The organism is Paenibacillus sp. HGH0039, assembly GCF_000411255.1.
Classification (GTDB): Bacteria; Bacillota; Bacilli; order Paenibacillales; family NBRC-103111; genus Paenibacillus_F.
The window spans coordinates 2,658,243-2,683,568 of sequence record NZ_KE150413.1; the positions used below are offsets into that span (position 1 = coordinate 2,658,243).

At 52.3% G+C, this 25,326-nt stretch carries 23 protein-coding genes; 13 read left to right on the forward strand and 10 right to left on the reverse strand.

From position 1 onward, the window contains the following. Positions 1–116: 116 nt before the first annotated feature. The 4 genes from HMPREF1207_RS26450 to HMPREF1207_RS26465 all read right to left on the reverse strand — a co-directional run bounded on the left by HMPREF1207_RS26450 (position 117) and on the right by HMPREF1207_RS26465 (position 5,131). The gene (locus HMPREF1207_RS26450; protein WP_009673870.1) at positions 117–1,571 is read right to left on the reverse strand and encodes an esterase-like activity of phytase family protein; all 1,455 of its coding nucleotides are present in this window, start codon (positions 1,569–1,571) and stop codon (positions 117–119) included. Between the two features lie 178 nt (positions 1,572–1,749). Then, positions 1,750–2,931, reverse strand: a complete 1,182-nt coding sequence (locus HMPREF1207_RS26455) for an MFS transporter (RefSeq protein WP_009673911.1) — start codon at positions 2,929–2,931, stop codon at positions 1,750–1,752. Between the two features lie 162 nt (positions 2,932–3,093). Continuing rightward, positions 3,094–3,360 (reverse strand): ArsR/SmtB family transcription factor, encoded by a 267-nt coding sequence (locus HMPREF1207_RS26460; protein WP_009673550.1) that lies wholly within the window; start codon positions 3,358–3,360, stop codon positions 3,094–3,096. A 205-nt stretch (positions 3,361–3,565) separates the two neighbouring features. Beyond that, on the reverse strand, positions 3,566–5,131 hold the full coding sequence (locus HMPREF1207_RS26465) for a glycosyl hydrolase family 18 protein (RefSeq protein ID WP_009673650.1): 1,566 nt from the start codon (positions 5,129–5,131) through the stop codon (positions 3,566–3,568). 576 nt (positions 5,132–5,707) lie between these two features. Between HMPREF1207_RS26465 and HMPREF1207_RS26470 the strand changes: the two genes are divergently transcribed. Continuing rightward, positions 5,708–6,538: a CPBP family intramembrane glutamic endopeptidase gene (locus HMPREF1207_RS26470; protein WP_009673907.1), complete on the forward strand. Its 831-nt coding sequence runs from the start codon at positions 5,708–5,710 to the stop codon at positions 6,536–6,538. Positions 6,539–6,663: 125 nt separating this feature from the next. Here HMPREF1207_RS26470 and HMPREF1207_RS26475 read toward each other — a convergent pair whose 3' ends face one another. Further along, positions 6,664–7,239: an NAD(P)H oxidoreductase gene (locus HMPREF1207_RS26475; RefSeq protein ID WP_009673783.1), complete on the reverse strand. Its 576-nt coding sequence runs from the start codon at positions 7,237–7,239 to the stop codon at positions 6,664–6,666. A 71-nt stretch (positions 7,240–7,310) separates the two neighbouring features. Beyond that, positions 7,311–7,595 carry a hypothetical protein gene (locus HMPREF1207_RS26480; RefSeq protein ID WP_009673899.1) on the reverse strand — a complete coding sequence of 95 codons (285 nt, stop codon included), beginning with the start codon at positions 7,593–7,595 and terminating at the stop codon, positions 7,311–7,313. 374 nt (positions 7,596–7,969) lie between these two features. Between HMPREF1207_RS26480 and HMPREF1207_RS26485 the strand changes: the two genes are divergently transcribed. Then, positions 7,970–8,308, forward strand: coding sequence for a winged helix-turn-helix transcriptional regulator (locus HMPREF1207_RS26485; RefSeq protein ID WP_009673600.1), 339 nt, complete (start codon positions 7,970–7,972; stop codon positions 8,306–8,308). A 108-nt stretch (positions 8,309–8,416) separates the two neighbouring features. Here HMPREF1207_RS26485 and HMPREF1207_RS26490 read toward each other — a convergent pair whose 3' ends face one another. Continuing rightward, a complete protein-coding gene (locus HMPREF1207_RS26490) occupies positions 8,417–12,802 on the reverse strand; it encodes a family 10 glycosylhydrolase (RefSeq protein WP_016424166.1) in 4,386 nt (1,461 codons plus the stop codon). 305 nt (positions 12,803–13,107) lie between these two features. Here HMPREF1207_RS26490 and HMPREF1207_RS26495 point away from each other — a divergent pair, with 305 nt between their 5' ends. Then, positions 13,108–13,521: a VOC family protein gene (locus HMPREF1207_RS26495; protein WP_009673673.1), complete on the forward strand. Its 414-nt coding sequence runs from the start codon at positions 13,108–13,110 to the stop codon at positions 13,519–13,521. A gap of 294 nt (positions 13,522–13,815) precedes the next feature. Here the strand turns inward: HMPREF1207_RS26495 and HMPREF1207_RS26500 are convergent, their stop codons facing one another. The 3 genes from HMPREF1207_RS26500 to HMPREF1207_RS26510 form a co-directional block, all read right to left on the reverse strand. Continuing rightward, positions 13,816–14,340, reverse strand: a complete 525-nt coding sequence (locus tag HMPREF1207_RS26500; RefSeq protein ID WP_009673598.1) for a GNAT family N-acetyltransferase — start codon at positions 14,338–14,340, stop codon at positions 13,816–13,818. 198 nt (positions 14,341–14,538) lie between these two features. Continuing rightward, positions 14,539–15,411, reverse strand: coding sequence for an S-layer homology domain-containing protein (locus tag HMPREF1207_RS26505; protein ID WP_009673739.1), 873 nt, complete (start codon positions 15,409–15,411; stop codon positions 14,539–14,541). Between the two features lie 86 nt (positions 15,412–15,497). Next, complete coding sequence (locus HMPREF1207_RS26510; RefSeq protein WP_009673694.1) at positions 15,498–15,935, reverse strand: GreA/GreB family elongation factor; 438 nt, start codon at positions 15,933–15,935, stop codon at positions 15,498–15,500. Between the two features lie 222 nt (positions 15,936–16,157). Between HMPREF1207_RS26510 and HMPREF1207_RS26515 the strand changes: the two genes are divergently transcribed. The 10 genes from HMPREF1207_RS26515 (at position 16,158) to HMPREF1207_RS26560 (ending at position 25,320) form a co-directional block, all read left to right on the forward strand. Next, positions 16,158–17,507, forward strand: coding sequence for a sensor histidine kinase (locus HMPREF1207_RS26515; RefSeq protein WP_009673548.1), 1,350 nt, complete (start codon positions 16,158–16,160; stop codon positions 17,505–17,507). Continuing rightward, positions 17,494–18,132: a response regulator transcription factor gene (locus HMPREF1207_RS26520; RefSeq protein WP_009673824.1), complete on the forward strand. Its 639-nt coding sequence runs from the start codon at positions 17,494–17,496 to the stop codon at positions 18,130–18,132. Before HMPREF1207_RS26515 ends, HMPREF1207_RS26520 begins: the two co-directional genes overlap by 14 nt. Positions 18,133–18,290: 158 nt before the next feature. After that, on the forward strand, positions 18,291–18,746 hold the full coding sequence (locus HMPREF1207_RS26525; RefSeq protein ID WP_009673878.1) for a thiol-disulfide oxidoreductase DCC family protein: 456 nt from the start codon (positions 18,291–18,293) through the stop codon (positions 18,744–18,746). Positions 18,747–18,777: 31 nt separating this feature from the next. Continuing rightward, entirely contained in the window at positions 18,778–19,734 is a 957-nt protein-coding gene (locus tag HMPREF1207_RS26530; protein ID WP_009673793.1) for a DoxX-like family protein, read from the forward strand. Further along, positions 19,707–20,384, forward strand: a complete 678-nt coding sequence (locus tag HMPREF1207_RS26535) for a DUF4166 domain-containing protein (protein WP_009673828.1) — start codon at positions 19,707–19,709, stop codon at positions 20,382–20,384. Before HMPREF1207_RS26530 ends, HMPREF1207_RS26535 begins: the two co-directional genes overlap by 28 nt. Before the next feature lie 284 nt (positions 20,385–20,668). Next, the gene (locus HMPREF1207_RS26540; protein WP_231392184.1) at positions 20,669–21,208 is read left to right on the forward strand and encodes a DoxX family membrane protein; all 540 of its coding nucleotides are present in this window, start codon (positions 20,669–20,671) and stop codon (positions 21,206–21,208) included. A gap of 393 nt (positions 21,209–21,601) precedes the next feature. Then, complete coding sequence (locus HMPREF1207_RS26545; RefSeq protein ID WP_009673573.1) at positions 21,602–22,453, forward strand: 2-oxo acid dehydrogenase subunit E2; 852 nt, start codon at positions 21,602–21,604, stop codon at positions 22,451–22,453. A 155-nt stretch (positions 22,454–22,608) separates the two neighbouring features. Beyond that, positions 22,609–23,229, forward strand: coding sequence for a response regulator transcription factor (locus tag HMPREF1207_RS26550; RefSeq protein WP_009673854.1), 621 nt, complete (start codon positions 22,609–22,611; stop codon positions 23,227–23,229). 256 nt (positions 23,230–23,485) lie between these two features. Then, positions 23,486–25,045: an amino acid adenylation domain-containing protein gene (locus HMPREF1207_RS26555; protein WP_009673807.1), complete on the forward strand. Its 1,560-nt coding sequence runs from the start codon at positions 23,486–23,488 to the stop codon at positions 25,043–25,045. A 14-nt stretch (positions 25,046–25,059) separates the two neighbouring features. Further along, the gene (locus HMPREF1207_RS26560) at positions 25,060–25,320 is read left to right on the forward strand and encodes an acyl carrier protein (RefSeq protein WP_009673659.1); all 261 of its coding nucleotides are present in this window, start codon (positions 25,060–25,062) and stop codon (positions 25,318–25,320) included. Positions 25,321–25,326: the final 6 nt, after the last annotated feature.

Below are 25,326 nucleotides of genomic sequence, written 5' to 3' on the forward strand. Positions count from 1 at the left end.
AGTAAGTAACTTGAAGTTTACGGAAATGAGCTGCTTGGAATACTCGAACCGATTCAAAAACCTAAAAACCCGGCGGACCGAAAAGGTCCTGACCGGGTTTGCTGATTTTGCATGTTTTACTTGATGGTATACGGGAGCTTGAACGTCCAGAGCTCGGTGCCGTTTTCCGGGGAGCTGCTGTCGACGCCGAAATCGTTGTCGTTCACGATGACAAGCGTGTTGCCGTTTACGAGAGACACGCCTTCCACTTTCTCATACGGATATTTGAAAGGGACCAGATCAAGCAGCGTCCGTTTGGAAGGAGGAAGGATGCCCTGACCTTTCAGCTCGGCCGGGGACATTTGCTCCAGTGTTTTACCGGCTGCCTTGGTATCGTCGTATTTGCCGAGAATGTTGGTCGCGTTGGACAGGTCGATGGAATAGATACGCTTCAGCTGCGCTTTGTCTCCCGCGTTTTTGTCGCGCTCGTCGATAAGCAGCGTATTTTCATCCACCACCACGAGGTCCGAAATGACGATATCGGCTTGCTTTAATCCCTTGAAGTCTTTGGCGTCTTCCGCAAGATAAGCGAATTCGGCTACCGGCTCCAGCGTTTGCAGATTAAATTTGACGATACGCAGTTGACGCGAATTGTCGGATTCCTTGTTCGGGCTGCGCAGCGGGCTCTGCATCGCCATGAACATGAAGCGGCCGTCCGGTGTGATGCCTACCGCTTCGGCGCCGCGGTTTTGGCGGAGCTTGTTATAGACGGCCGGCAGTGTTTCACGGGCTGGCACAAGCGGTGTGGAAACTTGAGCGGCCCAGCCTTTAGGCACGATGCGCTCGATCAGGGTACCGTCCCGTTTTACATGCACCAGGGAGGGGCCGTATTCGTCCGAAATCCAGAACGTATCGTCTTTGGGGTTGTAGGCCAGGCCTTCCACGTCAAGACCGTACGGATCGTAAGCGAGTTCTTTCTCGGCTTTGGCGTCGAAAGGCGCTTCGTCCCGGCCTTTGATGTTCGGCAAACCGCTGATGTTGGCTTTCCCTGTTGCCGGATTGATGCCGTTCAATTTAAGTGGGAATTGGTCGAGAATGTTGATTTGGCCGTCTTTAATTTCGATTTTGTAAATGGTCGGGGTATAATCGGCGAGCGGGAACGTACGGACCATGGTTCCTTTAACATCGACTTCTCCGTTCGGACCGCGGTCCGCCGTTGTATAGAATACATTGTCGGGATCGCCCGGCAGGTGGGTCAGCGAGGAGCCGATGCCCATTTTGACCCCTTTTGCCAGATCGGGAGCATTCAGTTTGTATTTGCCTGTCAGTGCAGGCTTGTCCGTCAGAGAGACACGGCTGCGGAACTCGTCCCAATCGACGTACTTGCCGGTCGCTTCGCTGATTGCGCGGAAAGGCAGATACAGGCTGCCGTCGATGTTAACGGCCGGGACGGACGGAGCAACGGCTTGCCCGTTGTTGGTGTAGGTGACCGAGTCCGCCGTAGAGCCTTTCAGATCCGCGGCAAAAGCGGCCCCTGTTCCGGATACGAGCGTAAGTGCTGTCGATGCGGCGATAAGCCAGTTCTTTTTCATTTTTGCAGATCCCCTTCATAAGTCGGATAGTATGTATGATTACTAAGCCTGACTATAGCAGGGCATTGTTAACGTTGAGTAAGTGGATTATAGAGATTTTGTAAAGGCGGGAATAATGGGTACATAAAAAAAAGCTACCCCGGCCGGGATAGCTTATCACCTGCATTCAGGCATTCATTCAGGCGTGCCGGATGTTCTCCGCCTTGCGTCTTTCGCCAACGGAAAGCTTGAAAGAGACGAAGTTAATGGCGATTGCCGCCGCGACCCCGACCGCTCCGATCCATGTCACGGCATTCAGGGAGACGCTTCCGACGATAATGCCGCCGATTCCGGCACCGGCCGCCATGGAAAGCTGCATCACCGAATTGTTCAGGCTGAGCATAATTCCGGATGACTCGGGCGCCATCGTGACGAGATTATACTGCTGGGTCGGGCCGGAAGACCAGGCGGCGAACGACCACAAGATCAGCACGGCGAATACGACGACAGGGGAGTGGGCGGCCAGCGTCAGCAGAAGCAGTGTGATGACGTGCAGCGTCATACCGGACATGAGCGTGCGATACACTCCCCATTTATCGGCGCTGTAGCCGCCGATCTTGGAACCGGCGAGGCTGGCGATGCCGAATGCGAGCAGTGCGGCGCTTAACATTTTCTCGTTCATTCCGGTAATTGTCAGCAGATAAGGGGAGATATAGGTGTACGCGATAGAGTATCCTCCCAGCCAAAAGAAACTTACCGATAAAGCGAGAAAGATTCTGGGTTGTTTGAGAAGGGCGATCTGCTCGCGCAGAGGAACGGGAGCGTCACCTTCCGTTTTCGGTATGGTAACGGACAAGACGAACATCGCCAGCAGGCCGAGTGCTCCGATTCCGGCGAAAACCGTTTTCCAGTCGTAAGCCGCCGCAACCAGTCTTCCGAGAGGAACGCCCACGATGAGAGAAGCGGTAAAGCCCATAATGACGGTCGCAATCGCGCTTGCCTGCTTACCGGGGGGCGCAATTTTGGCTGCAACGGTCAAAGCGGTTACGACGACCACCCCCGCGCCGAGCGCCATCAGAACACGGGCGCCTATAAATGCGGCAAAGCCCGGCAGGGTAAAGGCGAGTACGTTCGCGACGACAAAAAGTCCGAGTGAATAGATCAGTAATTTGCGCCGTTCCCAGCGAGCGGTCCAAGCGATCAGAAAGGGTGTCCCGAGCCCGTATACGAGCGAAAAAACGGTAATCAGCTGTCCTGCGGCAACCAGTGAGATGTCGAGGCTGGCTGAGATTTTATCCAGAATACCGGCAATGATGTACTCGGACGTTCCCACCAGAAAGCTGATCAGGGCAAGCATGTAAATTTTCCATGTTTTAAACATGTTGTCATCCTCATTTCTCAATAATATTATATTTCTAGAAATATAGAAATAAAAAAGGGCGGCGGCGTTAAAAGCTGTTTAGGCACATAAGCGGTTAAGATAGAACTTTAAAAGCACGTATTTTTGATATTTCTAGTTATATCGAAATAACAAGCAAAAAAACTATTCGATCAAATAAGGCGCAAATTTTTTGACCGTATCTTCATTCAAACTGTAATAAATGTAGGTCCCTTTTTTCTGGGAGTGAAGCAATCCGCAGTCCGATAATTGTTTCAAATGATGAGACAAAGTGGAAAGAGCGATCGATTCCAAGCGGCTCTCGAGATCCGCGGGACAGAGATTGCTTTCCTTGGTCAAAATTTGAACGATTTTATAGCGGGTATGCTCACCCAGTGCCCTGTGCACTTTAACGGCTTGATTGGTTTCCATGCTTTCTACATCCTTTTTCTTCCGACCTTACACGCTGATTGCCGCTTTTCTTATTTCTAAACTTTTCGAAACAACTATACCATGCCTTTGTTCAAAAGTAAATGGCTTGCGATCAAGTCACCGAACGATTTTAACAATAAAAAGCTGCCCGCGTCCAAGGAGGACGTCGGGACAGCTTTTTGCTATTCCGGAACGGAACGAAGGTTTATTTCAATGCCGTATAGATGGCATCCACAAGCTCTGCGCCTAGGTTCTGACCATACTCCCAGAACATGATGCCGCCCAGGTTGTTGCTTTTGAGATAGTTGACTTTTTGAGTCAGAGACTCCGCGTCATCGTAGCTCAGCATGCTGCTGCCGTTAGTGAGGTAAGGGGCTTTGGCAACGTCGTCCCATTGGCGGGTCCAGCCGTTTTTGTTGATATAGCTGGCTTTGAGCTCGTCATACGTGTAATCTCCGGCACCGTGGGAATAGAAAGCTCCGCCGATTACGATTTTTTCGGATGGAACGCCGCGTCCCTTGTAAAGCTTCACCGCATTGTCCACGCTGTAGCTGGAATTCAGGGAAGACGTGTACAGGTTCGTGTGGTGGGTGTTGGCGCCGACCTGCATGTCGTAGGTCATAATGTTAATGAAGGTGAAGTAAGGGTGTACGCTTCCCAGGTCGATTCCTTGTATTCCGTACTCGGAAGCGCCCGTAGCCGCTGTAATTTCATACTTTTTGTTGCCGGTACGACCGTCGGCCGCGCTCCCGGCATCGAGAACTTCACGAAGCTTTTTCAGGAAAAGGGTGTAGTTTTGTTTGTCCGCCGTTGTCGGATACTCCCAGTCCAGATCGATTCCGTCGAGTTTGTTGGCACGGATATACTGCAGGGCGCTGTTAGCGAAAGCCGTGCGGTTCGCATCCGTGGAAGCCGCGCTCGTGAAACCGTCGGAACGGCCCCAGCCGCCTACGGAAATCAGAACCTTCAAGTCCGGATTTTTCTGTTTCAGCGTGACCAGTTGAGCGATTTGCGAAGTATCTCCGCCGCTGACGCCGTTATTGGCGACATCCGCAAATGCATAGAAGATGTGCGTCAATTTGTTGGCGGGAACCGTGTTCACGGCAGGGAAATGCCAGGAAGCAACGTAAGCGCCGTTGATTTTAGCCAGAGGCGTCGTACCGCCTCCGTCCGAGGACGTGGTCACCGCAAGAACATTGCTGGCTGCCGACAAGTTGCCGGCCGCGTCTTTCGCTTTCACGCTGAAAGAGTAAGCCGTATTGGCTGCCAGGCCGGTTACCGTAGCGGTTGTGCCGGTTACCGAGGTAGCCAGCGCGGAACCGTTGTATACGTTGTAGCCGGTTACACCGACATTATCCGTGGAAGCATTCCACGAAAGGGAAACGCTTGTGGAAGTTTTGCCGGTTAAAGTCAGGCCTGCGGGAGCTGTCGGTGCCGTTGTATCCGTCGTTCCGCCACCGCCTGTGCAGTCACTGACGTATTTCCAGCTTCCCCATGTATTTGTCTGGGAAGGCGTTTCGCCCTGTGTCCACCATTTCGCTTCGAATACTTTCCCGTTGTAGGAAACTTTTTGTCCGCCTGTGTAGACTTTGGTAGAATCCCAGGCCGCATCCGTACAAGCGGCAGCCGCAGTCGAGACGTTTGCAGCCGCGGAAGCCTGTTGGGTATTCAAACCAAGGAAAGGCAGCAGAGAAACTAGCAGGGACGCGATCAGCAGAACACGGAACAGGACCTGCTTGGGAGATTGAGAGCGGATAAATTGCCAATTCATTACATATAGCCTCCTTTAATGAATAAATATGATACCGCTTACATTAAATTTTTTCGCTTCTTCACCTCGCTTTGTAAAGGCTCCCGATCTTTTGTTCAGGCCAATAAAAGGCTAGCCCGGGTTCAGGAATCCGTAAAGCAACGACCGGATACTCCGTCATGCGAAAGCGGGAGTCCTTTATTCTTGTAAAGGTTGCTGCTGCAAGTCTATGAATCCGCTTGCTCTCCTATTATCGTTTAAACTTTTTACCAGAAAAAGGGGTATTTTTTTATTATCAGGGAGAAATTTTCTCTTTTTTGACATTTTTCATCAAAAGGCATAGGCCGCTTGGGGAGAAGTCTTGAAGCACGCAGAAAGCGGGGACAGCCGGCTATTTTCGGGGAATTGCCGAGTAAATGGGTACCTTCCATGAACACAACCCTTTTAAACCTGCTATATATAGAATGTGTCGAGATCAAAAGTTAAAAGACACCCAGATAGTTTAGGAGAGGAGAATGGGCGATTAAACCTTCACTTGAAACTCAAGGTGGCCGTGCATCCGCGAGCTTTATCCGGGATACGGAAGGAAAAATTCACTTGGTCTGGCGCATCTTGCTCGGCTGGCTGTCATTCGTCGCCGCGTTGGGAGTGGCCGTCGCCGTTACCTTAACCGCGCAAAATTACGGATTCCCGGTTCTGGCCCAGCAAATTATCCTTGCGGTCGTGACTTCAGGTATTGCCGTGCCGCTCATTTATTTGTTGAGACGCTATGCCGACAACCGGCCTTGGAGCGGATTGGGACTGAGCCCGCTTCCGTCGGGATTCCCGTATTTGCTGCTGGGCGTAGGTTTTCTAAGTGCCATGATGGGCATAGCTCTGCTCGCGGGAACGCTGGCGGGCTGGATCCGGGTGGTAGATGTTCACTTGCCTGCGGAGACTCTGCTCCTCATTCTGATTAACATTCCGATCGCTTTTTTCTACGAAGCGTTTCCGGAAGAAGTAACGTTCCGTGGCTATCTGTACAGCAACCTGAGCGTAAGATTCACCAGATGGCTGGCACTGCTGTTTCAGATTATTCTCTTTGTGCTTGCCCCTGTCGCTCTGACAGCCGCCATGGTTGCCGCCGGAATAGGCACCTGGGATTTGATTACGTTCGACTATGTCGTTAACTTGCTTGCCTTCGGTACCGCGCTTCAATTGTGCCGGATTTTTATCGGAAATTTGTGGGTGTGTATCGGATTTCATTTGGCTTGGCTGGAAATAGTTCGTTTTGTGATTGTTCCTTCGGACTCTGCTCTTATTGAAGTGGAGTATTTGTCGCCCTACGGAAGCTATCTAGTGTCGCTCGGTTCTGTAACGATCGGTATTCTTGTGCTGCTGTACGGGACGTACCGGAACAGAAACCGGCAGAAGGAGATTCGAGAATAGGCTTACAGGCCGCCTTGATTTGTTGAGGGGGAAGCAAGCGGTACGGAAGGACTTTGGGAAAAACGGCACATACACCCCGCAAGGGGGAATGCGCCGTTTTTTTATCGGGGAAAAAATCCCCACCCTTATTCGCATCCGTAATGAAGCCCGTGCTCGTAAGCCTGCTGAAGCAAATCCTGAATATGGTCTGGATTGGAGCTTAAAGTATCATACAGAAATTCAACTTTGGAAGTTGGAATTCCGGCATATTCCGCCAAGCCGACATTGAGCTGATGGTTGATCATCCGGTCGTAGTTTCTTTTTGCCAATTGCTCGGGTGTCAGGGCCGCAAGGCTGAGCCACAATACTTTCCGATGAGGCAGTTTTTGGGGGCCATAGGCGAATCCGTGGTTCCATACACGTTCGATGTATCCTTTCAGCATGGCCGGCAAGCTGTACCACCAGAGCGGAAAAATGTAAGCCAAACCGTCGTGTCGTTTCATGCGTTCTATTTCGGCCATCACTTCAACGGAATACTGTTTGCCGCTGTCCGTCCAGTCTGGCTCATCCGTTTCATTCAGGACGGGGTTGAACCCGCTGCGGTAAAGATCCAGCACCTCCGTTTCATGGCCTGCATCCTGAAGGCCGCGTGCGAAGCGGTCGGTAACCGCCATGGTTAAGGAATCGGTTCTGGGGTGGGCAACAACCGTGAGCACTTTCATTTTTTTTACCTCCTCAGTAGGAAATAGGCGTACGCCGAATTGTTCGAAACGGTTCCGGACATACTGTTCGTTCAACAGCGCCAGGGGCGCTCCGGCGGAGCGTGAACAGCCGTTATAAGCGAAGGAACCGTCTGGTCGGCAAGACGGGAGAGCCCGATATAAGCGAACTTATATTCCACTGCCGCTTGTCCGAGCCGATCAGCCGGGGCGAGCAGAGCCGACACGATCAAATCGAAATCGGATAAGGAGGTTTTTTGAAAAGGCGCCGGTTTATCCAGGTCAAGCTGAACGGTGCAGGCTCCACCCAACTGACGGGCGAGAGAGAGCTTCATCCGATTGCGGATGTTCGCCTGCAAGAACCAGCTCAGCGTCCGCGCTCACCTCTCTGATTAACCGGGCAAGGATACCGCCTCAAGCCATAACCTCCGGCTATCAAAATTTTCAAAGGCATGGAGTATCCCCTCCTTTTAGCGGGTACAAGGTAATTATGCATCGTGGGTTGGGAAATGGGAAGTACGCACTTTTTTGTCTTATTGCTACCAAAAAGTATCTTAGGCACTGATCGGTGCGTTAAAATTCGCTTTGCAGCCGGGCTTTTTTCCGGCCTTCCTCCTTACCGGAGCCGAGTTCACATTTTAGACAAATACTGGTTAATCGCACCGTAGTAGGTTAAAATGGGCGTATGAACCGAATGATAGACATTAGGATAAATAAGGATGTGCAGCAACCGATGCCCGCAAAATCCAAAAATAAGCGCACTTACAATATTCCGGTGGAAGCGATCCTGGATGTTATCGGGGGAAAGTGGAAAACCGTTATTTTGTGCTATTTGACCGAAGGACCCAAAAGAACGAGCGAATTGAAAAAAGATATACCGGTCATCACCCAGAAGATGTTGACTCAGCAGCTCAAAGAGCTTGTGGAAGACGAAATTATCACCAGGACCGTATACAATCAGGTTCCGCCTAAAGTGGTGTACGAACTAAGCCCGCTTGGCTGGTCGTTAAAATCAATTCTGGATCAAATGTGCGACTGGGGAGACCAGTATATCAAAGAGTATATCAAGTAAGGCAAGCGGAACAAGAAAAAACGCAGTCATTCCATCCCATAAAACAAGCTGGCCCGGTCTTAACCGGTGCCAGCTTGTTTTGTCGTGAAAACGGACGCGAAGGGCCGTTTATTTCAAAAGATTGTAAACCGCCTGTGCGCTTTCCGCGCGGGTAAGGACGGCTTGCGGCGCGAATAGGTTTCCTTCGCGTCCGCTTAGCAGCCCGGCGGCGGCAGCTTTCGCGACATCGCCCTTGGCCCATTCACGGATGCTTCCGGCATCCGCGAAGGAGACAGAAGGCGATTGAGCGGACAGTTTCCCGTGCTTCGCTTCGTAAGCGCGGATCAACATCGCCGCCATCTGCTCGCGGGTGACCGCTCCGCCGGGCTCAAACAGCGAATCCGTCATGCCGGTTACGATTCCCGCATCGAATGCTGCGGCGACTTCTCCGGCAAACCAGTCTCCTGCTTTTACGTCGGAAAATGGGGTGACTGCTTTTTGGGGCAAGCCCAGAGCGCGAACGAATAGGGCGGCGAATTCAGCGCGGGTCACCTGACGCTGGGGACTGAAGTGGTCCTCGGTAACACCGGTTACAATCAACTTGCGGCTCAGCTCGCTGATGGCGGGATACGCCCAATGACCGGCATTTACATCTTGGAACGATTTGGTTACCTCCAGCAGGCCGTAAGTACTGAAATGGCGGATACTCGCCATGATCGTTCCGCTGCCGGCCGGTTTCTGATCGGCGATATACTGCAGCGTTCCGTCTCCGGCTAAATGATAGAGCCCCGTACGGCTCAGGTCGCTTCCTTGCGCGGACTGAAACGAGATCTCAAGCGGAGTAGGGAAACGGTCCATCACCGCTGCAGTCTTGCCTCCGGCCCGGACCTCCATCCGGAAGTCGTACATTCCCCGGGCACGGATTTCAGCGCCCAGCTTAATTTCAGCGGCCTGAACCAAAGCTTGCAGTTGACTTTCTTCGACGGGCTCTGCTTTGAAAACGAGCTTCGCACCTGTATCGGCGGTCAAACTCTGCCACTGCTGTATTACCGGGTTCGGTATCGATACGCTCACATTGGCAAACCGAAGAAGCAGCGGACGGCTATTGCCCATCGTCGTGCCCGTATCAGCCGGCAGATGAACTTCGCGGATGCCGTCTGGAACGGTTACGGTAATTTTGCCGTCCGTTTCCTTAAGATCCGCGGGTTCTAGGACTAGAACCCCGTCTCCCGGTATTGGCGGAGGCGTAGGCACGGACGGGTCTGTCGGTCCGGATCCGCCAACTGATCCGGTACCGCCGGAACCGGAACCGTCGGAGCCCGACGAAGATTGAGCGGTTGCCGCAAGGATAGTGCCGTGGCTTTCCAAGCTGCTTCCGCGTTCGAGAGCCGTAACGACGTACGTGTAAGTCGTACCGGTCTTAACGGTGTTGTCAACGACAGCTTGAACCCCCGCCGGTCCAGCTTTTACCTGTTTCCAGATATGAGCAGGATCCGACGTGTCGGGCGCGCCGGCGCCAGCCGATCTGTAAATCACATAGGTGCCGGCCGTGCTGTTCGCCTCGGTTTGAATATTCAGCTTGATGGCGCTGCTTTCGGCAGCGGCCGTTACGGCCGGGGCGGCCGGAAGCGACTTGGAAAGCCAGCTCATTTCCGGCATGAGGGACGGGTATTTATACAAATCGGTTTTTAACCGGTCCTGGAAACCGAGTTTATTATCGAGAACCTGCACGGCGGAGAAGAACATACTTCCTTTAACGTCCGCGAAGTTCCGGTTGAATAAGATTTGGTTCGGCAACTGGTCCGGATCCAGCCAGTTCGGATCGTTGTCCCCGATCTTATGAACGCCGTGGCCCGCATAGAGCAGGACATGTTTCCCCTCTACCTGCCGTTTCCACCAGTCGATAAGCTTATCGTAGGCGGCGGGACTGTAGTTGATGTTCCAGTAAAGCTGGGGCGTGATGTAGTCGATCCATTGTTCATCCACCCATTTCTTGCTGTCCGCATAGATCGCCGAGTAGCTTTCCAATCCGTTCGTCTCGGAGCCTGCCGGGTCGTTCGCTTTGTTTTTCCAGATGCCGAACGGACTAATCCCGAATTGGACATAAGATTTAGATTTTTTAATCTCGGCGGAGAGCTGCCGGATCAGGGAGTCTACGTTGCTGCGGCGCCAATCCGCAATGCTCATGCCCGATCCGTAGGCCGCATATTCCGCAGCATCGGGATAATCCACGCCGGTTACAGGATACGGGTAGAAATAGTCGTCAAAATGTACCGCATCGATATCGTAGTTGTTTACCACTTCCATGATGCTGTCGATAATATACCGCTTGACTTCCGGTTTGCCCGGATTATAGCCGAGCTTGCCTCCGTAAGAGACGACCCAGTCGGGGTGTCTTACCGCAGGATTCGTATCCGCCAGCTTGCTTTTATCCGTATCGTTGCTGATGCGGTAAGGGTTGAACCAGGCATGAAGCTCCATATTCCGTTTATGAGCTTCCTCGATGGCGAAGGCAAGAGGATCGTATCCCGGGTCCTTACCTTGAGTTCCCGTCAGCCAGGCTGACCAGGGATTTAAAGCGGATCGGTAGAAAGCGTCCGAAGTGGGACGGACCTGATAAATCACCGTATTGATTCCGGTGGCTTCGAGCTCGTCAAGCAAATTGATCAGCTGCCGTTTCTGCTGCTCGGCATCGTAGGTTCCTTTAACGGGCCAATCGATATTTTCGACGGTCGCAATCCAGGCGGCTCTCATTTCATGTTTCGGAGCGCCGGTTTCTTTGTTAACGACCAGTGAATAAGTGTCCGTTTTGCCGTTTAGCGAGGCACTGATTGTCGTGACACCTATGGTTTTGGCCGTGAGTGTTCCGCTGGCGTCGATCTCGGCTACTGCGGGATTGCTGCTTTTATAAGTCACGCCGCTTGCCGCTGCCGCCGGTGGCTGGGGAACGTCAAGCAGAGTATAGGTGGCAAGCACTTTAGCCTGCCGCACGGCTCCGATATTCATCGATTTCATGTCGGTCAGCTGGATTTTAGCCAGAACCGGAACGGGTTCGATGACCGTTACGGGTATTACCGCCTGGCGGTCTGCGAAAGTAACGGTCACCGAAGCGGAACCGGGCGATTTTGCCACAATCTTCCCATCAACCGAAATTTCGGCTACAGCAGGGTTGGAACTTGCAAACCGGGCTTCTTTCGTGACTTCGAGAGAATCGGCTCTATTGGCGTAAGCCGCGAAAACTTTGGGAGTACCGGTCCGTCCAGCTTCCAGCTGATCCGGTGCGAATGCATGGATGCTCAGCACCTGCGGTTCGTCATCGGTGACGTCCAATTCAAATGCGGCGGGCTGGCTATCGGAATAGAGGGCGGCAATAACCGCTTTTCCGGCTTTGAGCGCGCTTACCCGGCCGATGCCGTCAACGACGGCCACATCCGGATTGCTGCTGTAAAAACTGACTCCGTTTTCAACTTTTTGAGGCGAAGTGCTGTTGGCTTTGGTCATATAGACCTCTGCGGTTTTGCTCTGACCTGTTTTCATCGGAGTCAGCCCGGTCAGGTCGAGTCCCGTAATTTCGGTGTTGGAATAAATCGCGCTCAACCGGTCGTAATAAAGAACGCCGGCGTTTTTGTTCGTATCTTTCGTTTCGACCAGATAAAGGTCCATAAACTTTAAAGGACCTGGCTGTGAGGAAGGAATCTCTGCGGTTACGTAGCGCCATCCTTTCCAGTTAAAGCCGGTGCTGCTGGTAAAATCAACGGTAAAAGAAACGCCGGCCTGATTTCTGAGTCTGGCGCGCAGCCAATGACTGCTTTCGTCCCCGTATACCCAGACGCCGATTTTGTTCGGTGTGCCTTCGATCGGTCTGTCGAGAGCTCCCGTATCGGGATTGCGGAGACTGACGAATGCGGCGGACGTACCCGCGGTTCCTCTCATATCGTAAGCAAATTTAAGGGAGCGGCTGCCGTAAAGCACGGGTTCGGGCCTTTCCGCCAAACTGATGGAACTCTTCGTTCCCGCCGCGCCCGCGGTTCCCGCGCTCAACAGCGCTTTACCGTTGTTAACGGTTTCAAAATCTTCAATTACGGCTGTCGCTTTACTTCCGACCATTACGAGCGCTCGGGTGCTTAGCCCTCCGTATGTAGCGGTGACGTAACCGGCCTTGAATCCGCCGCCGCCCGCCGCTGCCGTCAGCAAGCCGCTCGAATCAATCGTGCCGATGGCGCTGTCGGCGGACCAACTGACATCACCAGCCTGCAGGGGAGCTGCACTCCCGTTGGCATCGTAGGCAGAAACGGCAAATTGCTGCAAGGAGGAAGGTGTAACGGTTACAGGATTGGGAGTCAGGGCGAGCGAATTATAGGTGCCGTAAGTGACGCTGGTTACTGAACTAACCGGGAGAGAAGAAGACGGTGGAGAGTAAGCGCTTGCAGAAATGGAAGGAAATAAGCCGATCAAGAGTGCGAAGGCCAGAAATAACGAGAGAGTGGGACGGTAGCTCCTAAATGTGCGATCCAATCAAATATCACTCCTTCTCTGATTTTAAAAGGGTCAGCTTTTGGAAATGCTCAATCTGTACAAGCACTTAGAATGTAGGATGAGACCTCCTTTCTGCTTTGGCAATCAGCTCTATTATAGAAAAACATATTTGGAGAATCAATCCATTTCGCCAGAGCAATCAAAATAAAAAGGAAACGCCTTGCACCTGCGTGAGTCTTTCCGTGGATTGAACTTTGAAACGCGTCTCTTTATACTTATCCGCATAGTCAATCAAATGAAGATGGAATGAAGCTGCATAATAACTATCCGAAGGAGTGGTTGGAATGAATCAAGTCAAGCCGTCAGCGGTAACACCTTTCCTGACCTTTACAGGGCAGGCAGAGGAAGCTATGAAGCTGTATACATCGGTATTCGAAAACTCCGAAATCATCCGGATTACGCGGTATGGTCCGGGTGAACACGGCGAGGAAGGAAGCGTCATGCATGCGTCGTTTTCCTTAAACGGACAAGCCTTCATGTGCATAGACAGCAGTGTGAAACACGACTGGACGTTTACCCCCGCGATTTCGCTGCATTCGTTTTTTGAGACGGAGGAAGAAATTCAGCGGGTGTACGAAGAGTTGTCCCGGGGAGGACAGATATTAATGCCTTTGGCTTCTTATCCGTTCAGTAAAATGTTCGGCTGGATTAGCGACCGTTACGGAGTCACTTGGCAGCTGCAGCTGACCGACAGCTAAGAAAGAAAAAAAAGCCTTGAAAGAGCCGCAGATTACGGAGCTGCTTCATTAAATCGAAGTGGAAATCAGAGGAGCCCCGAGATACCAAATGGAATCCATGAACCGATGTTTATGTGAAATAAGAATCCATTATTCGGGGGTTACAGAAGTAGGTATGGAAATCGGAGAGAGGATAGGAAGAGTGGACCCGCGGCGTGTACACAAGGGATGTACGACGCTTTATGCGCGGGAATGGATCACGGCCGTTCTTCAAAAAAAGAAAAGGAAGCAAATTTAAACAGTAAGTTCTCCTGGCTATCCGGGAAATTCAAGTCTCCATTCGTTAGACTTCATCCAGGAGCCTTTGGGGAACTCCACTTCCGTTTCTCCCGCGAGAGAGAATCCGAGCTTCCTGCAAATGGCGTTCGAGGGTGAGTTGGACACGCCGGGAAACGCATAAACGACCGCGCCGGGCACATCGTCTCGGAGGATGTCCAGCATAGCCGAAGTTGCGGTCATGGCAATACCGTGCCCCTGAAACTCCGGCAGTACGCCCCAACCCACTTCAAAAACGTCCTGGTCTCTCCAGTGCTGCGCCCAGTAGCCTACGTTGCCCACAGCTTCGTCTCCGAAAAGAATCGTAAACATGCGAACCTTGCCCGGTACGGCTTTCATGTATCTTTGATGCCTGGAAGCTAAAGCTTCTTCCGATTCAGGGCCTCCAAGATGGGCCCACATTTCTGCCGTATTCATCCGCTTGAGCAGAGTAAGGTCATTTTCGGACCAGGGACGGACAGAAATTTCAAAGCTCTCCGGTTGGCCGGAATGGGGTGTGTGCATCGTTAGCGTTCCCTCCGTTATTTACTAATATTTCTATATTAGAACAAATGTTCTTATTATTCAAGCGTTATTTATTTTCAAGCCGCATAATTAACGCTTGCCATATAGAGCAGCCGAGGGTTTATCCGCTCGCATCGAATCCATATGCGAACGACAAAAAAAGCGCCGCTCTCCGTAACCAGAGGCGGCGCCTGTTTGTCAATTCGCTTGGATTTCCACTTTATATTTGCTCGAAAGATAGGTTTCCGTTTTCGATGTCCATAGGACTTGGGGATACATTTTACCCGGTTCTGGAGAAGTCAGCTTATAATGGATTTTCGCTTGACCGCTGTCGTTCATCTCGATTTTCGTAATCGAAAGCCCGTATCCGGGACTGGGCTGCTCTCTGCGGGTGAGTACGATTTTGTTGATATCCGCGTTTACCTTCTCGATCGTAAAGCTTACTTCCTCATTTTCTTGATTGTCCGTCTGTTCCTTGTGGCGGTCGGTAAAATCAATCGCTTTGGCGATCATGCCCGCCGCTTCGATCCGTGTAATGCGGTCCTGCGGATGGAACAAGCTTTTATCGTCGAGCGCGGCGACCTTCATAAGCAGCAGGTTCTGAATGCTGCCTTGATACGATGGAGTCATCTGATCTTCGTCCGCGACCTGAATATACATTTTGATCAGCGGATAATCCCCGGTCGCCTGGATTCCCTTATACAGAAGTTGTGCGAACTGTTCCCGGGTCAGCTCGGCCGACGGGTCTGCCGCGAGTCCGACGGGAACTCCGTTTTTTGCGGCGATTTCAAGCGATTCGGCATACCAGGGCGCGTTCGGGTTAGACAAAGTTACGTCCGCTGCCTTTAACTGGAGTGCCTTGACAATTAAATGTACGCCCTGCACGGACGTCAGTTTGCCTTGAGGCGCAAATTTGTCCTCCGACACGCCCTGAATCACTCCTTTGTTCTGCAAAGACGCGATAACGGCGGCATCCGCTCCTTGAACGTCGGAGAACGCAGAAGCGGAAGAAGCAGCCAGCAGAGAACATCCTAGAGTCAGCGCTGCAATCATGTTCTTTTTAGTTTTCATCGTTTTAGTTCACCTCAACCTTCCTGACGGAAAAAATTTCTAGAAGGTTGCTTGTTTTCAAACCGTCGATACGAATCGTATACCGGTTAAACGTCTCCGGCGTTCATATACCGGATATCTTCAATCAGCACACTGTATTCGCCGGACGGTGTCTGGATCGTAAACGTCTGTTCCCGCGTCCCCAGCAGGAGATGGCTTCCGATAGGGGATAAGAAAGAAATCCGGTTGCTGGAAGGGTCCGTTTTGGAAGGGAAAACGATCGAATACGTATCCGACTGGTTATCATCCAAGTAGCGAATCTGTACCTTGCTGCCAATAAGCACCTTGGAATGCAGAAGCTCCTCGCTGAATTCGCTGATCAGATCGGTGAGAGCTTCGGAATACTCCTGAAGCCGCTCTTCGGTATAGGTTCGCGATTTCGTCGGGGAAGGGAAATAGAGCTCCAGAAACTGATGCAGTTCCTCGTCGAAATAGACGAGCTGGTTGATGAGCTGATGCCGGGAACCTGTCAGACTAAGGTTCATAGTAGATTCCTCCTTCCATCCCCAAATCCGCGCCGGTAATGCCGGTCAGCCTTTCTTTCCAGTTTGTCGTCATAGGGGTGTGCCTCCTTATGTAAAAATAAGACTCCCGGTAGGAGCCCTTCCTTCTATACTATCAGAATTTTCCGTAAAAGCTATCCGTGATCGGATTTCCTTGGAGGAATATGGTAGGATAAACATAACTGCTTCCATAAAGGTGATCGTATGCTTTATTATTTTCTGGCTCTCTCACTGGCATCGCTAATTGTTCTGATTCCGCACCTTCATAAAGAGACGAACCGGTGGGCGGCGTTTTTTCTTTTCAGCGCTTCCATAGGCGGCTTGACCGGCTTGCTCAAGCAGCAAGGCTTTACGGAACTCGCTCACGCATCGGAATTTATCAATCATACCCTGACGCCTTACGGAGTGCTTGTCTTTAGTCTCGTGTACTCGGGCGTATTGGAAAACAGGCCTCGGGCCCGGAGGGCGGCCAAAGTACTGCTGCTTCTGCCCGTTCCGGTCATGCTGATCTATACGGTCGCGCGGGATGCGTTTGCCATCCATTACGGTCCGCTGCTTTTGTGGACGGCTCCATATTATCTGGGCGCTTGTTCGCTGCTCGTCCTTTCTCTCCGGAGAGAAGGGAATCCCGTCCGCAAAAGAAACCGGCTCATCACGACGCTAATCATCGTTCCCACACTGCTTGGCGTACTGCTGTTTATTAACGTGGCGCGGGTGTTCTCGCCGGAATTCGACTTTTTCAGCTATGTCTCCGTCTTTATGATGTATTCGTTCGCGGTGGCGCTGCTCTGCGTTTTTGTATACGGCGTATTGGGCATCCGGCTCCGTTTTGAAAGGGATTCGCTCGATACGACCATGCAGGCGGTCACATCCGGTACGACGCTGCTCAACCATTCGATCAAGAACGAGCTGGGCAAAATAGCGCTCAGCACGGTGAATTTGCAGGAAGGCCTGGACGAGAAGGACGAGGAAGCGAAGGAACATCTGCGGATTATCGCAGTCGCCTCCGATCACATGCTCGATATGGTAGGGCGCATTCATAACCGGACGAAGGAGATTGCGCTTAAGGAACGGCCGGTCCCTTTCGACGAGCTGGCCATGGAAGTTGTCCGCCGGCACGGACAGTTATTTGCGCGGCAGGGAATTACGGTCAAGACCGTCTTCGACTGGCGTCCGGTTGTCCGGTTCGATCCCGTGCATCTGACGGAGGTCATCGGCAATTTGCTCGGCAATGCGGCCGAAGCGATGCCGGACGGCGGGACGCTTACCGTGACGCTGGCATCGGCCCGTCACGGTGCGGTGCTGAGCGTCGCCGATACAGGCGGCGGAATTCCTTCCGACCGGCTGTCGCGCGTATTTGAGCCGTTTTATACGACTAAGAAAAAAGCGGTCAATTACGGACTCGGTTTGTCGTACGTGTATAACGTGATGCAGAAATCCGGAGGCTCGGTGGAGATTTCTAGCAAACCGGGAGCCGGAACGTGCGTGCGTCTTTATTTTCCGCGCAACAAAATTGTTCAACTAAACGGAGAGAAGCCCGATGGAACTCATTAAAGTCTTGCTGGTGGAGGATGATCCGGATTGGATCAAAGCGATGACTTCCTATTTAAATAAGGAAGACGATCTTCTCGTCGTCGGCGCGGCCGTTCATCCCGATGAGGCGGTCAGTATGGCGGCGAAACTTGATTTCGACGTGGTTCTGATGGACATTCAGCTGACCGACCGCGGACTTGACGGCATCTATACGGCCGTGGAAATACTGGAACTTCGCCCGGTCAAAATCATTATGCTGACTTCCATGTCGGACGAACATGTGATGACGGAAGCTTTTACCGCGGGGGCCGTCAATTATATTGAAAAAACGAGGTTCCGTGAAGTGCCGCACGCCATACGCAGCGCCTATCGCCATCCCGCCGCCATGGACGCTCTTCTGAGGGAATTTTCCCGGTTGAAAAGGGAGGAGCAGTTGAAGAAGCTGACGGCCGCAGAACGGGAAGTATACGAGCTGATCGAAGAAGGCTACACGCAGTCCCAGATCGAGAAAAAGCTTGTGAAGGCGGAGAGCACTCTGAAAAACCAGGTGAACAAAATGCTTAAAAAATTGGGAGTCAAAAGCAGCAAAGAAGCCGTGGAAAAAGTGCGGCGACGGGGGATTTCGCGAGATAAACAGTCGGACTGAGCTCATCAACCGACGGGACGGCAGGTAAGAGGTTCTATGATTTGTAGAACCTCTTTTTGCTGCGTTCTAAATAAGTTAGAACTGAGCAAAAGCGCCATTCTGCCCTATACTGGCGTTAAGACAGCGAAGATAGAAAACAGCTGCCGGGGAGCGGGATTATGGGGAGACGAAAAAAGGCTTGTCGGAAGGATTCCGTCATCCTCTTGATCGACGGATCCTGCATCTTGTGTCACGGGATCACCCGGTTCGTGATCCGCAGGGACCCCTCGCGGCGGTTTCGGTTCGCAGCCATCCAGTCGGAGGCGGGCAGACGCCTTCTGAAGACGCAGGGCCTGGCGGCCGGCGACCCGGATACGTTCGTGCTGATCCAGGACGGCCGGGCATATACGAAGTCCGCGGCGGCTCTGCGCGTGTTCCGCTGCATGCCGGGGTTCTGGCCGGTACTGAGCCTGGCCGCAATCGTGCCCGTTTCGGCAAGAGACCGGGTTTACGCTTGGATTGCGCGGGGCCGTTACAGGTGGTTCGGACGGAGGGAGAACTGTCTTCTCCCCGATTCGGACATCCGGAAGAGATTTATTGACGAAGGGCGGGAAACGGACGGGACTGGAATCTGAAGAGCGTCCGGACGCGGAGGAGGAGTGAAGAATGACGGCAAAACCGATCTATGTGGAGCTCGACATTCAAACGGACATGGAAACGCTGTGGAAAGCGACTCAGACTCCGGAACTGCATCAGCAGTGGGATCTGCGCTTTACGGAGATTGCCTACCTGCCCCGAAGCGGGGATAGAGAGCCCCAGCGGTTTCATTACCGGACAAGAATCGGCTTTGGAATGAATATCGCGGGAACGGGCGAAACGAAAACCAAAATGAACCTGCTGACCGGGGAACGCATGTCGGGCTTGAAGTTCGGCTCCCCCCAGCGGATCTCGCTGATCCGCAGCGGGAGCGGATACTGGAAGTATTCGCCCAAAGGCGGCGGTGTGACGTTTGCGACGCGCTATACGTACGATACACGCTTCGGAGCGGCGGGCCGCTGGTTCGACCGGTTCTTGTTCCGCCCGCTTTTCGGCTATGCGACCGCTTGGAGCTTTGACATGCTCCGCATCTGGCTGGAAAAAGGCATTCCGCCTTCGGTCAGCATCCAGCGCGCCCTGATGCACTATGTCAGTGCGGGACTACTCGCACTGCTGTGGGTGTACCAGGGGCTGGTGCCAAAGCTGCTCTTCCCCGGGGGAGGCGAGATGGCCATCCTGCAGGCGGCCGGGTGGTTCCCCGGAGGCGAAAAGCCTGTACTCGCCCTGCTGGGCGCGGGCGAGATCGGCATCGGCCTGCTTGCGGCGGCGGCACACAGACAGGCGGGCGTGTACATCCTGCAGGCGGCGCTGCTGCTGATGCTGCCCGCAATCGCCCTCGCCCGGAGCCCCCAGCTGCTGCAGGCGCCGTTTAATCCGCTGACCCTGAGCGGAGCGATGGCCGGCTTGTGCCTGCTGGCGTTCTGGTCGAGGCGGGAACTGCCGCAAGCCGGAAGATGCTTGCGCAAGCCGCGCTTCAATCACAAGGAAGGGGAACTGAAATGGCATCCATATACGAGCGGGCGTTAGGAGAGGAATTCGGCAGGCTGCATCCCCGCATCCGGGAGCGGTTCGGCTTCAGCAGCGGGGACGGCGTTGCTTCGATTGGCGAAGGCGTGATGCACCGCATCTGGGCCAGCAAGTGGACGGCCCTCCCGCTGCTGATCGGCACTTCGCGGCACATCATGTTTCCGGAGAGCGGCACCGAAATTCCTTTCACTATCGAAAATTTCGCCTACCGGGACGGCTACGGCCGGGAGACGGTAACCTGGAACCGGCACTTCACGTTCAGGTCCAGGGTCCGGCATTTCGACGCCACGATGATCTACAGCAGCCGGCGCCGGCGAATAGTCGATTACTTGGGGAACAAGCAGCATCTCGCTGTAGATCTTGAACTTGCGGCGGCTCCCAACGGCGGTATCCGTATCCGGTCGGGAGATCAGCGGTTTTATGAAGGCTGGCTCCAGTTTCCTTTTCCCGCAGGTTTGACGGGGACGGCCGAAGTATGCGAGTGGTTCGATGACGCCGAAGACGCTTATAAAATTTCCGTAAATGTGAGCAATCCCGTCTTCGGTCCGGTCTTCGGCTATCAAGGAACGTTCCGGGCGCAGCTGGTGCCTTGCAGAATGACCGATATTCCCGATCATGTAAAACCTCTGCGGGAAGAGATTCGGGAGTGAGGGCATTTACATTAAATTTACCCCGGCTAATACGGGGCTTTTTTTATTCCAGCCTGAATTGGCGGGATTTGTGCTTCACATTCCATGTAAGCGTCAAGATAGTCCATTATTTAATGGCAAAAAATAAATTGATAGCGTTTTAAAAATCAAGTACAATTAAGGCATCTTTTACCATTACATGGAAAGGAGGGTATCTATATCCAGTTTGGATCTATTGGAAGGAGATTTTCGCCAAATCACAGCTCTGACATGTTCATGCGGAGCCATACCAAAAGGAGATGATCATTTTGATGAATTGGTTAAGAACAAATGTTTACGCTTCGGGTTTGCTGTTGTTGCTTCGTCTGTATGTTGGGTGGAAGTGGGCAAGTGCGGGGTGGGGCAAACTTACGGGAGGTTTCGATGCAAGCGGTTTTATGAAGGGCGCCATCGCGAAGCCGGTGATGGACAAGGCGACTAATGAGCTTGTGTATCCGACCTACCAGGCTTTTCTGGAAAATGTGGCGCTGCCGGGCGTTAAAGCGTTTAACATCTTGGTTCCCTGGGGTGAATTGCTGGTCGGTCTCGGTCTGATACTTGGCGGTCTGACGGCCGTAGCGGCCACGTTCGGATTGCTGATGAACTTTATGTATATGTTTGCGGGAACGGTGAGCTCGAATCCGTGGATGATCCTGCTCGGGTTTTTCGTGGCTGCCGCAGGGGCAAACGCAGGAAGATTCGGCCTTGATTATTACCTGCTTCCGTATTTAGCTTCTAAGGCGGGCCGGAAGAGAAAAGCGGTTGTTTTCGACAAGGATAACAAGCCGGCTTTTGAACACGGTTAAATCTCTACGCTTTACGCAAGTTTACAAACGGGTCTATTAGCCTTGCCTTAGCGGCAGGGCTTTTTTTTCTGTCCGGGATCGGGTTGGCCCACCTTAGAATGTGCGTCCTGAAACAAGAATAGGACTTATTTAATACTTATTCCTATATTGTATCATATATTCTTGAAATTACCAGTTGCATCCAATTTAATCGCTGCCTAGCTAGATGTTTTCTTTTATTGAGAGAGATTTGGCGGTTTTTGTCGGATATAAGGAGACTTTGTGGATGCTTGCGAATCAATTGACAGGCTGTAAACGTGTGGGGTACAATTTCTAAACAATAAAAGGCAGTCATAGCCATTAATGGAAGGATAGGTATGCTGATTATACAAAAGAAAGGCGGCTGTCCCGGTTATGAGTTTGGAAAAGGAGCGGGAGCATATGGAGAAAGGCGAGACAAGCCATACGGAATCGAAAGAAAAGCCTGTTCACGTTAGAAGCACCGGCATCCATCTGTCGGACAATCCTCCTACCCCGTTTGGTCAAACGGAAGCGGAGACAGTCGGCGAGGCGGAGGATTTTATCAAAGTCACGCCCGTCCGTCATACGATAGCCATGCGCACGCTGCAAAGCGTCCGGGAAATTCCCCACGCCTTGACATCGATTGAGACGGATGTAACCGATCTGGTAAAGCTCCGGACGAAGCTTAAAGATGACTTTATGCGCCGGGAAGGCGTTAATCTAACTTATCTGGCTTTTTTTATTCAAGCGGTCGTATCGGCCATCAAGGATTATCCGGTGATGAACTCCGTGTGGGCCGTCGATAAAATCATCATGAAGCGCAATGTCCACATTTCCCTGCTTATCGGGACGGAAGATTCCGTCCTTGCCCCCGTTATCAAATTCGCGGACCAGAAAAGCGTCTCGGGGATCGCTCTGGAAATCGCAAGCCTTACGCAGAAAGCACGGACGGGCCGCCTCACTCTGGACGATATGCAGGACGGAACGTTCACGATCAACAACACGGGCGCATTCGGTTCCATTCTTTCCTCTCCGACTATCAATTACCCCCAGGCCGCTATTCTGACGATCGAATCGATTGTAAAAAGACCCCGGGTCGTCGACGAGATGATTGCCGTCCGATCCATGGCAAATCTCTGTCTCTCCAGCGATAACCGGATCCTCGAAGGCCGTGTGACCGGCCAATTCCTGCAGAGAGTCAAGGAAAATCTGGAGGCTTTCCATCCGGAGAACCAAATCTATTGAGGCTCCGGCTTTCTATCCGTATGCTCACTACACTCCTGGTCAAGCCGTTCACGATACTCCACAAGACAAGGAGTTGATCCGCTATGTCCTAGGACGGATGCAGAACAAGAGGATGGAACGGTTTAAAAATAAGAATCAAAAACGGAGAATGTGTGATGAGAGAGAAAAACAAGCCAATTCATGTCTTCATTGTGGATAACAGTTCCGGGAAAAATCCCGCGATTGCGGACTATCTCAGCCAGTCCGATCAGTTTCAGATTGCCGGAATCGACACGGGAATGAAATCGGCGTCTTTTACTCACTTGGGCGTGCTGCCCGAACCGTTCGTTGTCGTTATGCTTATGAGTGACTCCCCGCATTGTGATATTTTATGGATCAAGAAAATGAAAAAAACCTACGCGGATCTGCGGATCATCGTACTGTCCGAATACAATTACGTCCTGTTTTTCCATACGCTTATGGAAGCGGGAGTCAACAATATTCTGAATATGGATACGAAACCGGAACAGGTGGCTCAAGTGATCGAGTGCACACTAGACGGGCATTTCTTCCTGCCGTATTCTTTCTATCATTTGTTAAATCATATCTCGTCGGTATTCACGGAAGTGGAAATCCAGACGCTGGAGCTGATTGCCCTCGAGTATACCAACGCCCAGATGGCCAAGGAACTGAACGTGACCATACGGACAGTAGAGAGTCGGCTGACCAAAATCTACGATAAGCTGGAGGTGTCTTCGCGTAGAGGCGCCGTAAAGAAAATTATGCAAATGAAGTGAGCAAAAAGGTTCCCCGCCGGGCTTTATCCGGTGCAGGGAGCCTTTTTTGATGGAAACAAAACCACATTTTTTATGTGGGTGACCACATTTTAATTTCGGTAGGGGTAGTGATAATTTAAGGACAGCAATCCCTCTGAACACCCCGACTAAATGCGCAAAGGATGTGACGGGACCACGGCAAAAAGCCATGCGAGAACTCATCGCTTCGTTCAGCTGATGAATAGGCACACGAACTTGACGCTAAGTGGAGGTCTGTATGTATCGTTCTGACGAACCTAAATTTCTGCATGATTATTTCTTGAAATTTGCCGAGAAAACCCCGGAATCCTTAGCTATTGTGCACCATTCCGAGAAGTGGACGTACGCCCGTCTGGCCGATAAATCCCGTGATTATGCGGAACGGCTGAAAATAGCCGGTCTGCGTACCGGAGACCGGGTCGTGCTCGAACTCGACCCGTCTGCGGAAGCGATTGCCGTTATGATTGCGTGCTCGATCCGGGGATTCGTTTTCATTCCCTTGAATCCCGACACTCCTCAGGAGCGGCTCGAATCCATCCTCACGCGCACGGGAGCCAGACTGCATATTCAAAAGGGCCGTTCCCGGAAGCTTTCGCCGCAAGCGGAAGCAGGGCAGGCCTACCTCGATGAAGGCCATTTGCTTGTGCCGGAAGTAAGCCAAGCTGCGGACGATCTTTCAACCGATTCCAAACTGCTGGATACAAATCTCGTTTATCTCATTTTTACCTCGGGCACGACGGGTCAGCCCAAAGGCATCATGATGACGCACCGGGCGGTGGTGTCTTATTTCGACGGGATGAACGCCCAGTGCGCCCTGCCGCAGAACACGCGGGTCGGTTCGGTATCGTCCCTGCAGTTCGATTTCAGCCTGGTGGATATGGGGCTGGCATTCGGCACAGGGGGAACCCTCGTCATCGTGCCCCGTTCGCTCATTTTCCAGCCCAGACGGTTTCTGGAGCATCTGCATCAGCAGCGGGTGGACTTGATGAGCGGCGTTCCTTCCATCTGGAAGAATGTCCTCGCTCATGAGCGCCAGCCTGTCGAAGACATTCATCTCCATTCGATCCTCTACGGGGGCGAGTACTGCTCGGCGCGGGATCTTCGCAAACTGCAGTCTCTGCTCGGCTTGAAGCGGATTATTAACTGTTTCGGGCAATCGGAATCCATTGCGTGTTCGTTTAAGGATTTACCCCTTCCGCTCCCTGACACGGAATCGATCTCCGTCGGTTCGGGGATGCACAACACCGAAATGCTGCTCGTCGATGAAGCGGGCATTATCATTCGCGAGCCGGGAATCACCGGTGAAATTTATCTGCGGGGAGCTTGTCTGTTCTCAGGCTACTGGCTGGAGGAAGAATTGACGAGCAGCCGGCTGGTCCCTCATCCGGAAACGCCCTGCACGGGAGAGAAAGTGTTCAAAACCGGAGACCTGGCGTACATGGACGAGAACGGCGAATTTTATTATGTCAGCCGGACCGATAACCAGGTCAAAATCATGGGCTACCGGGTCGAATTGGAGGAGGTGGAGAGAAGACTTCTTTCACATCCGAAGGTCGACGGCGTATGCCTGATTGTACACGAGGGGAACAAAACGGAGCTTCACGCTTTTATGGTCTTGACCGATCAGGAAAACACTCAAACCGTACAGCAGCAATTGCGGGCTTATTGCGCGGAAATGCTGCCGTCTTACATGATTCCTTCGCGTTTCAGCTTCCTCAAAGAATTCCCTCTCAACACAAACGGCAAAGTCGACCGGAAGGCGCTTAAAGCAATGCAGATTCCAACCCTAACCCGTTAAGGAGATGATGGATTGTGACTAAAGAAGACGTGTATGCAAAATTTGTGGAGCACATTCAAAAAACGAATCAGGTGGAAGACCTTCAGATCGACGAGAACGATAATCTGCTGGAGCACGGTTATATCGACTCCTTGTCGATGGTGGATATGATTGTGTTTCTGGAGGAACAGGTCGGACGCGAAATCGTGATCGAAGATTATGATATCCGCAAGTTTTATACGCTGAAATCGATTTACGAAACCTTCTTCCAAGATCATCTGGTTTCCTCCAATTGAGGATGG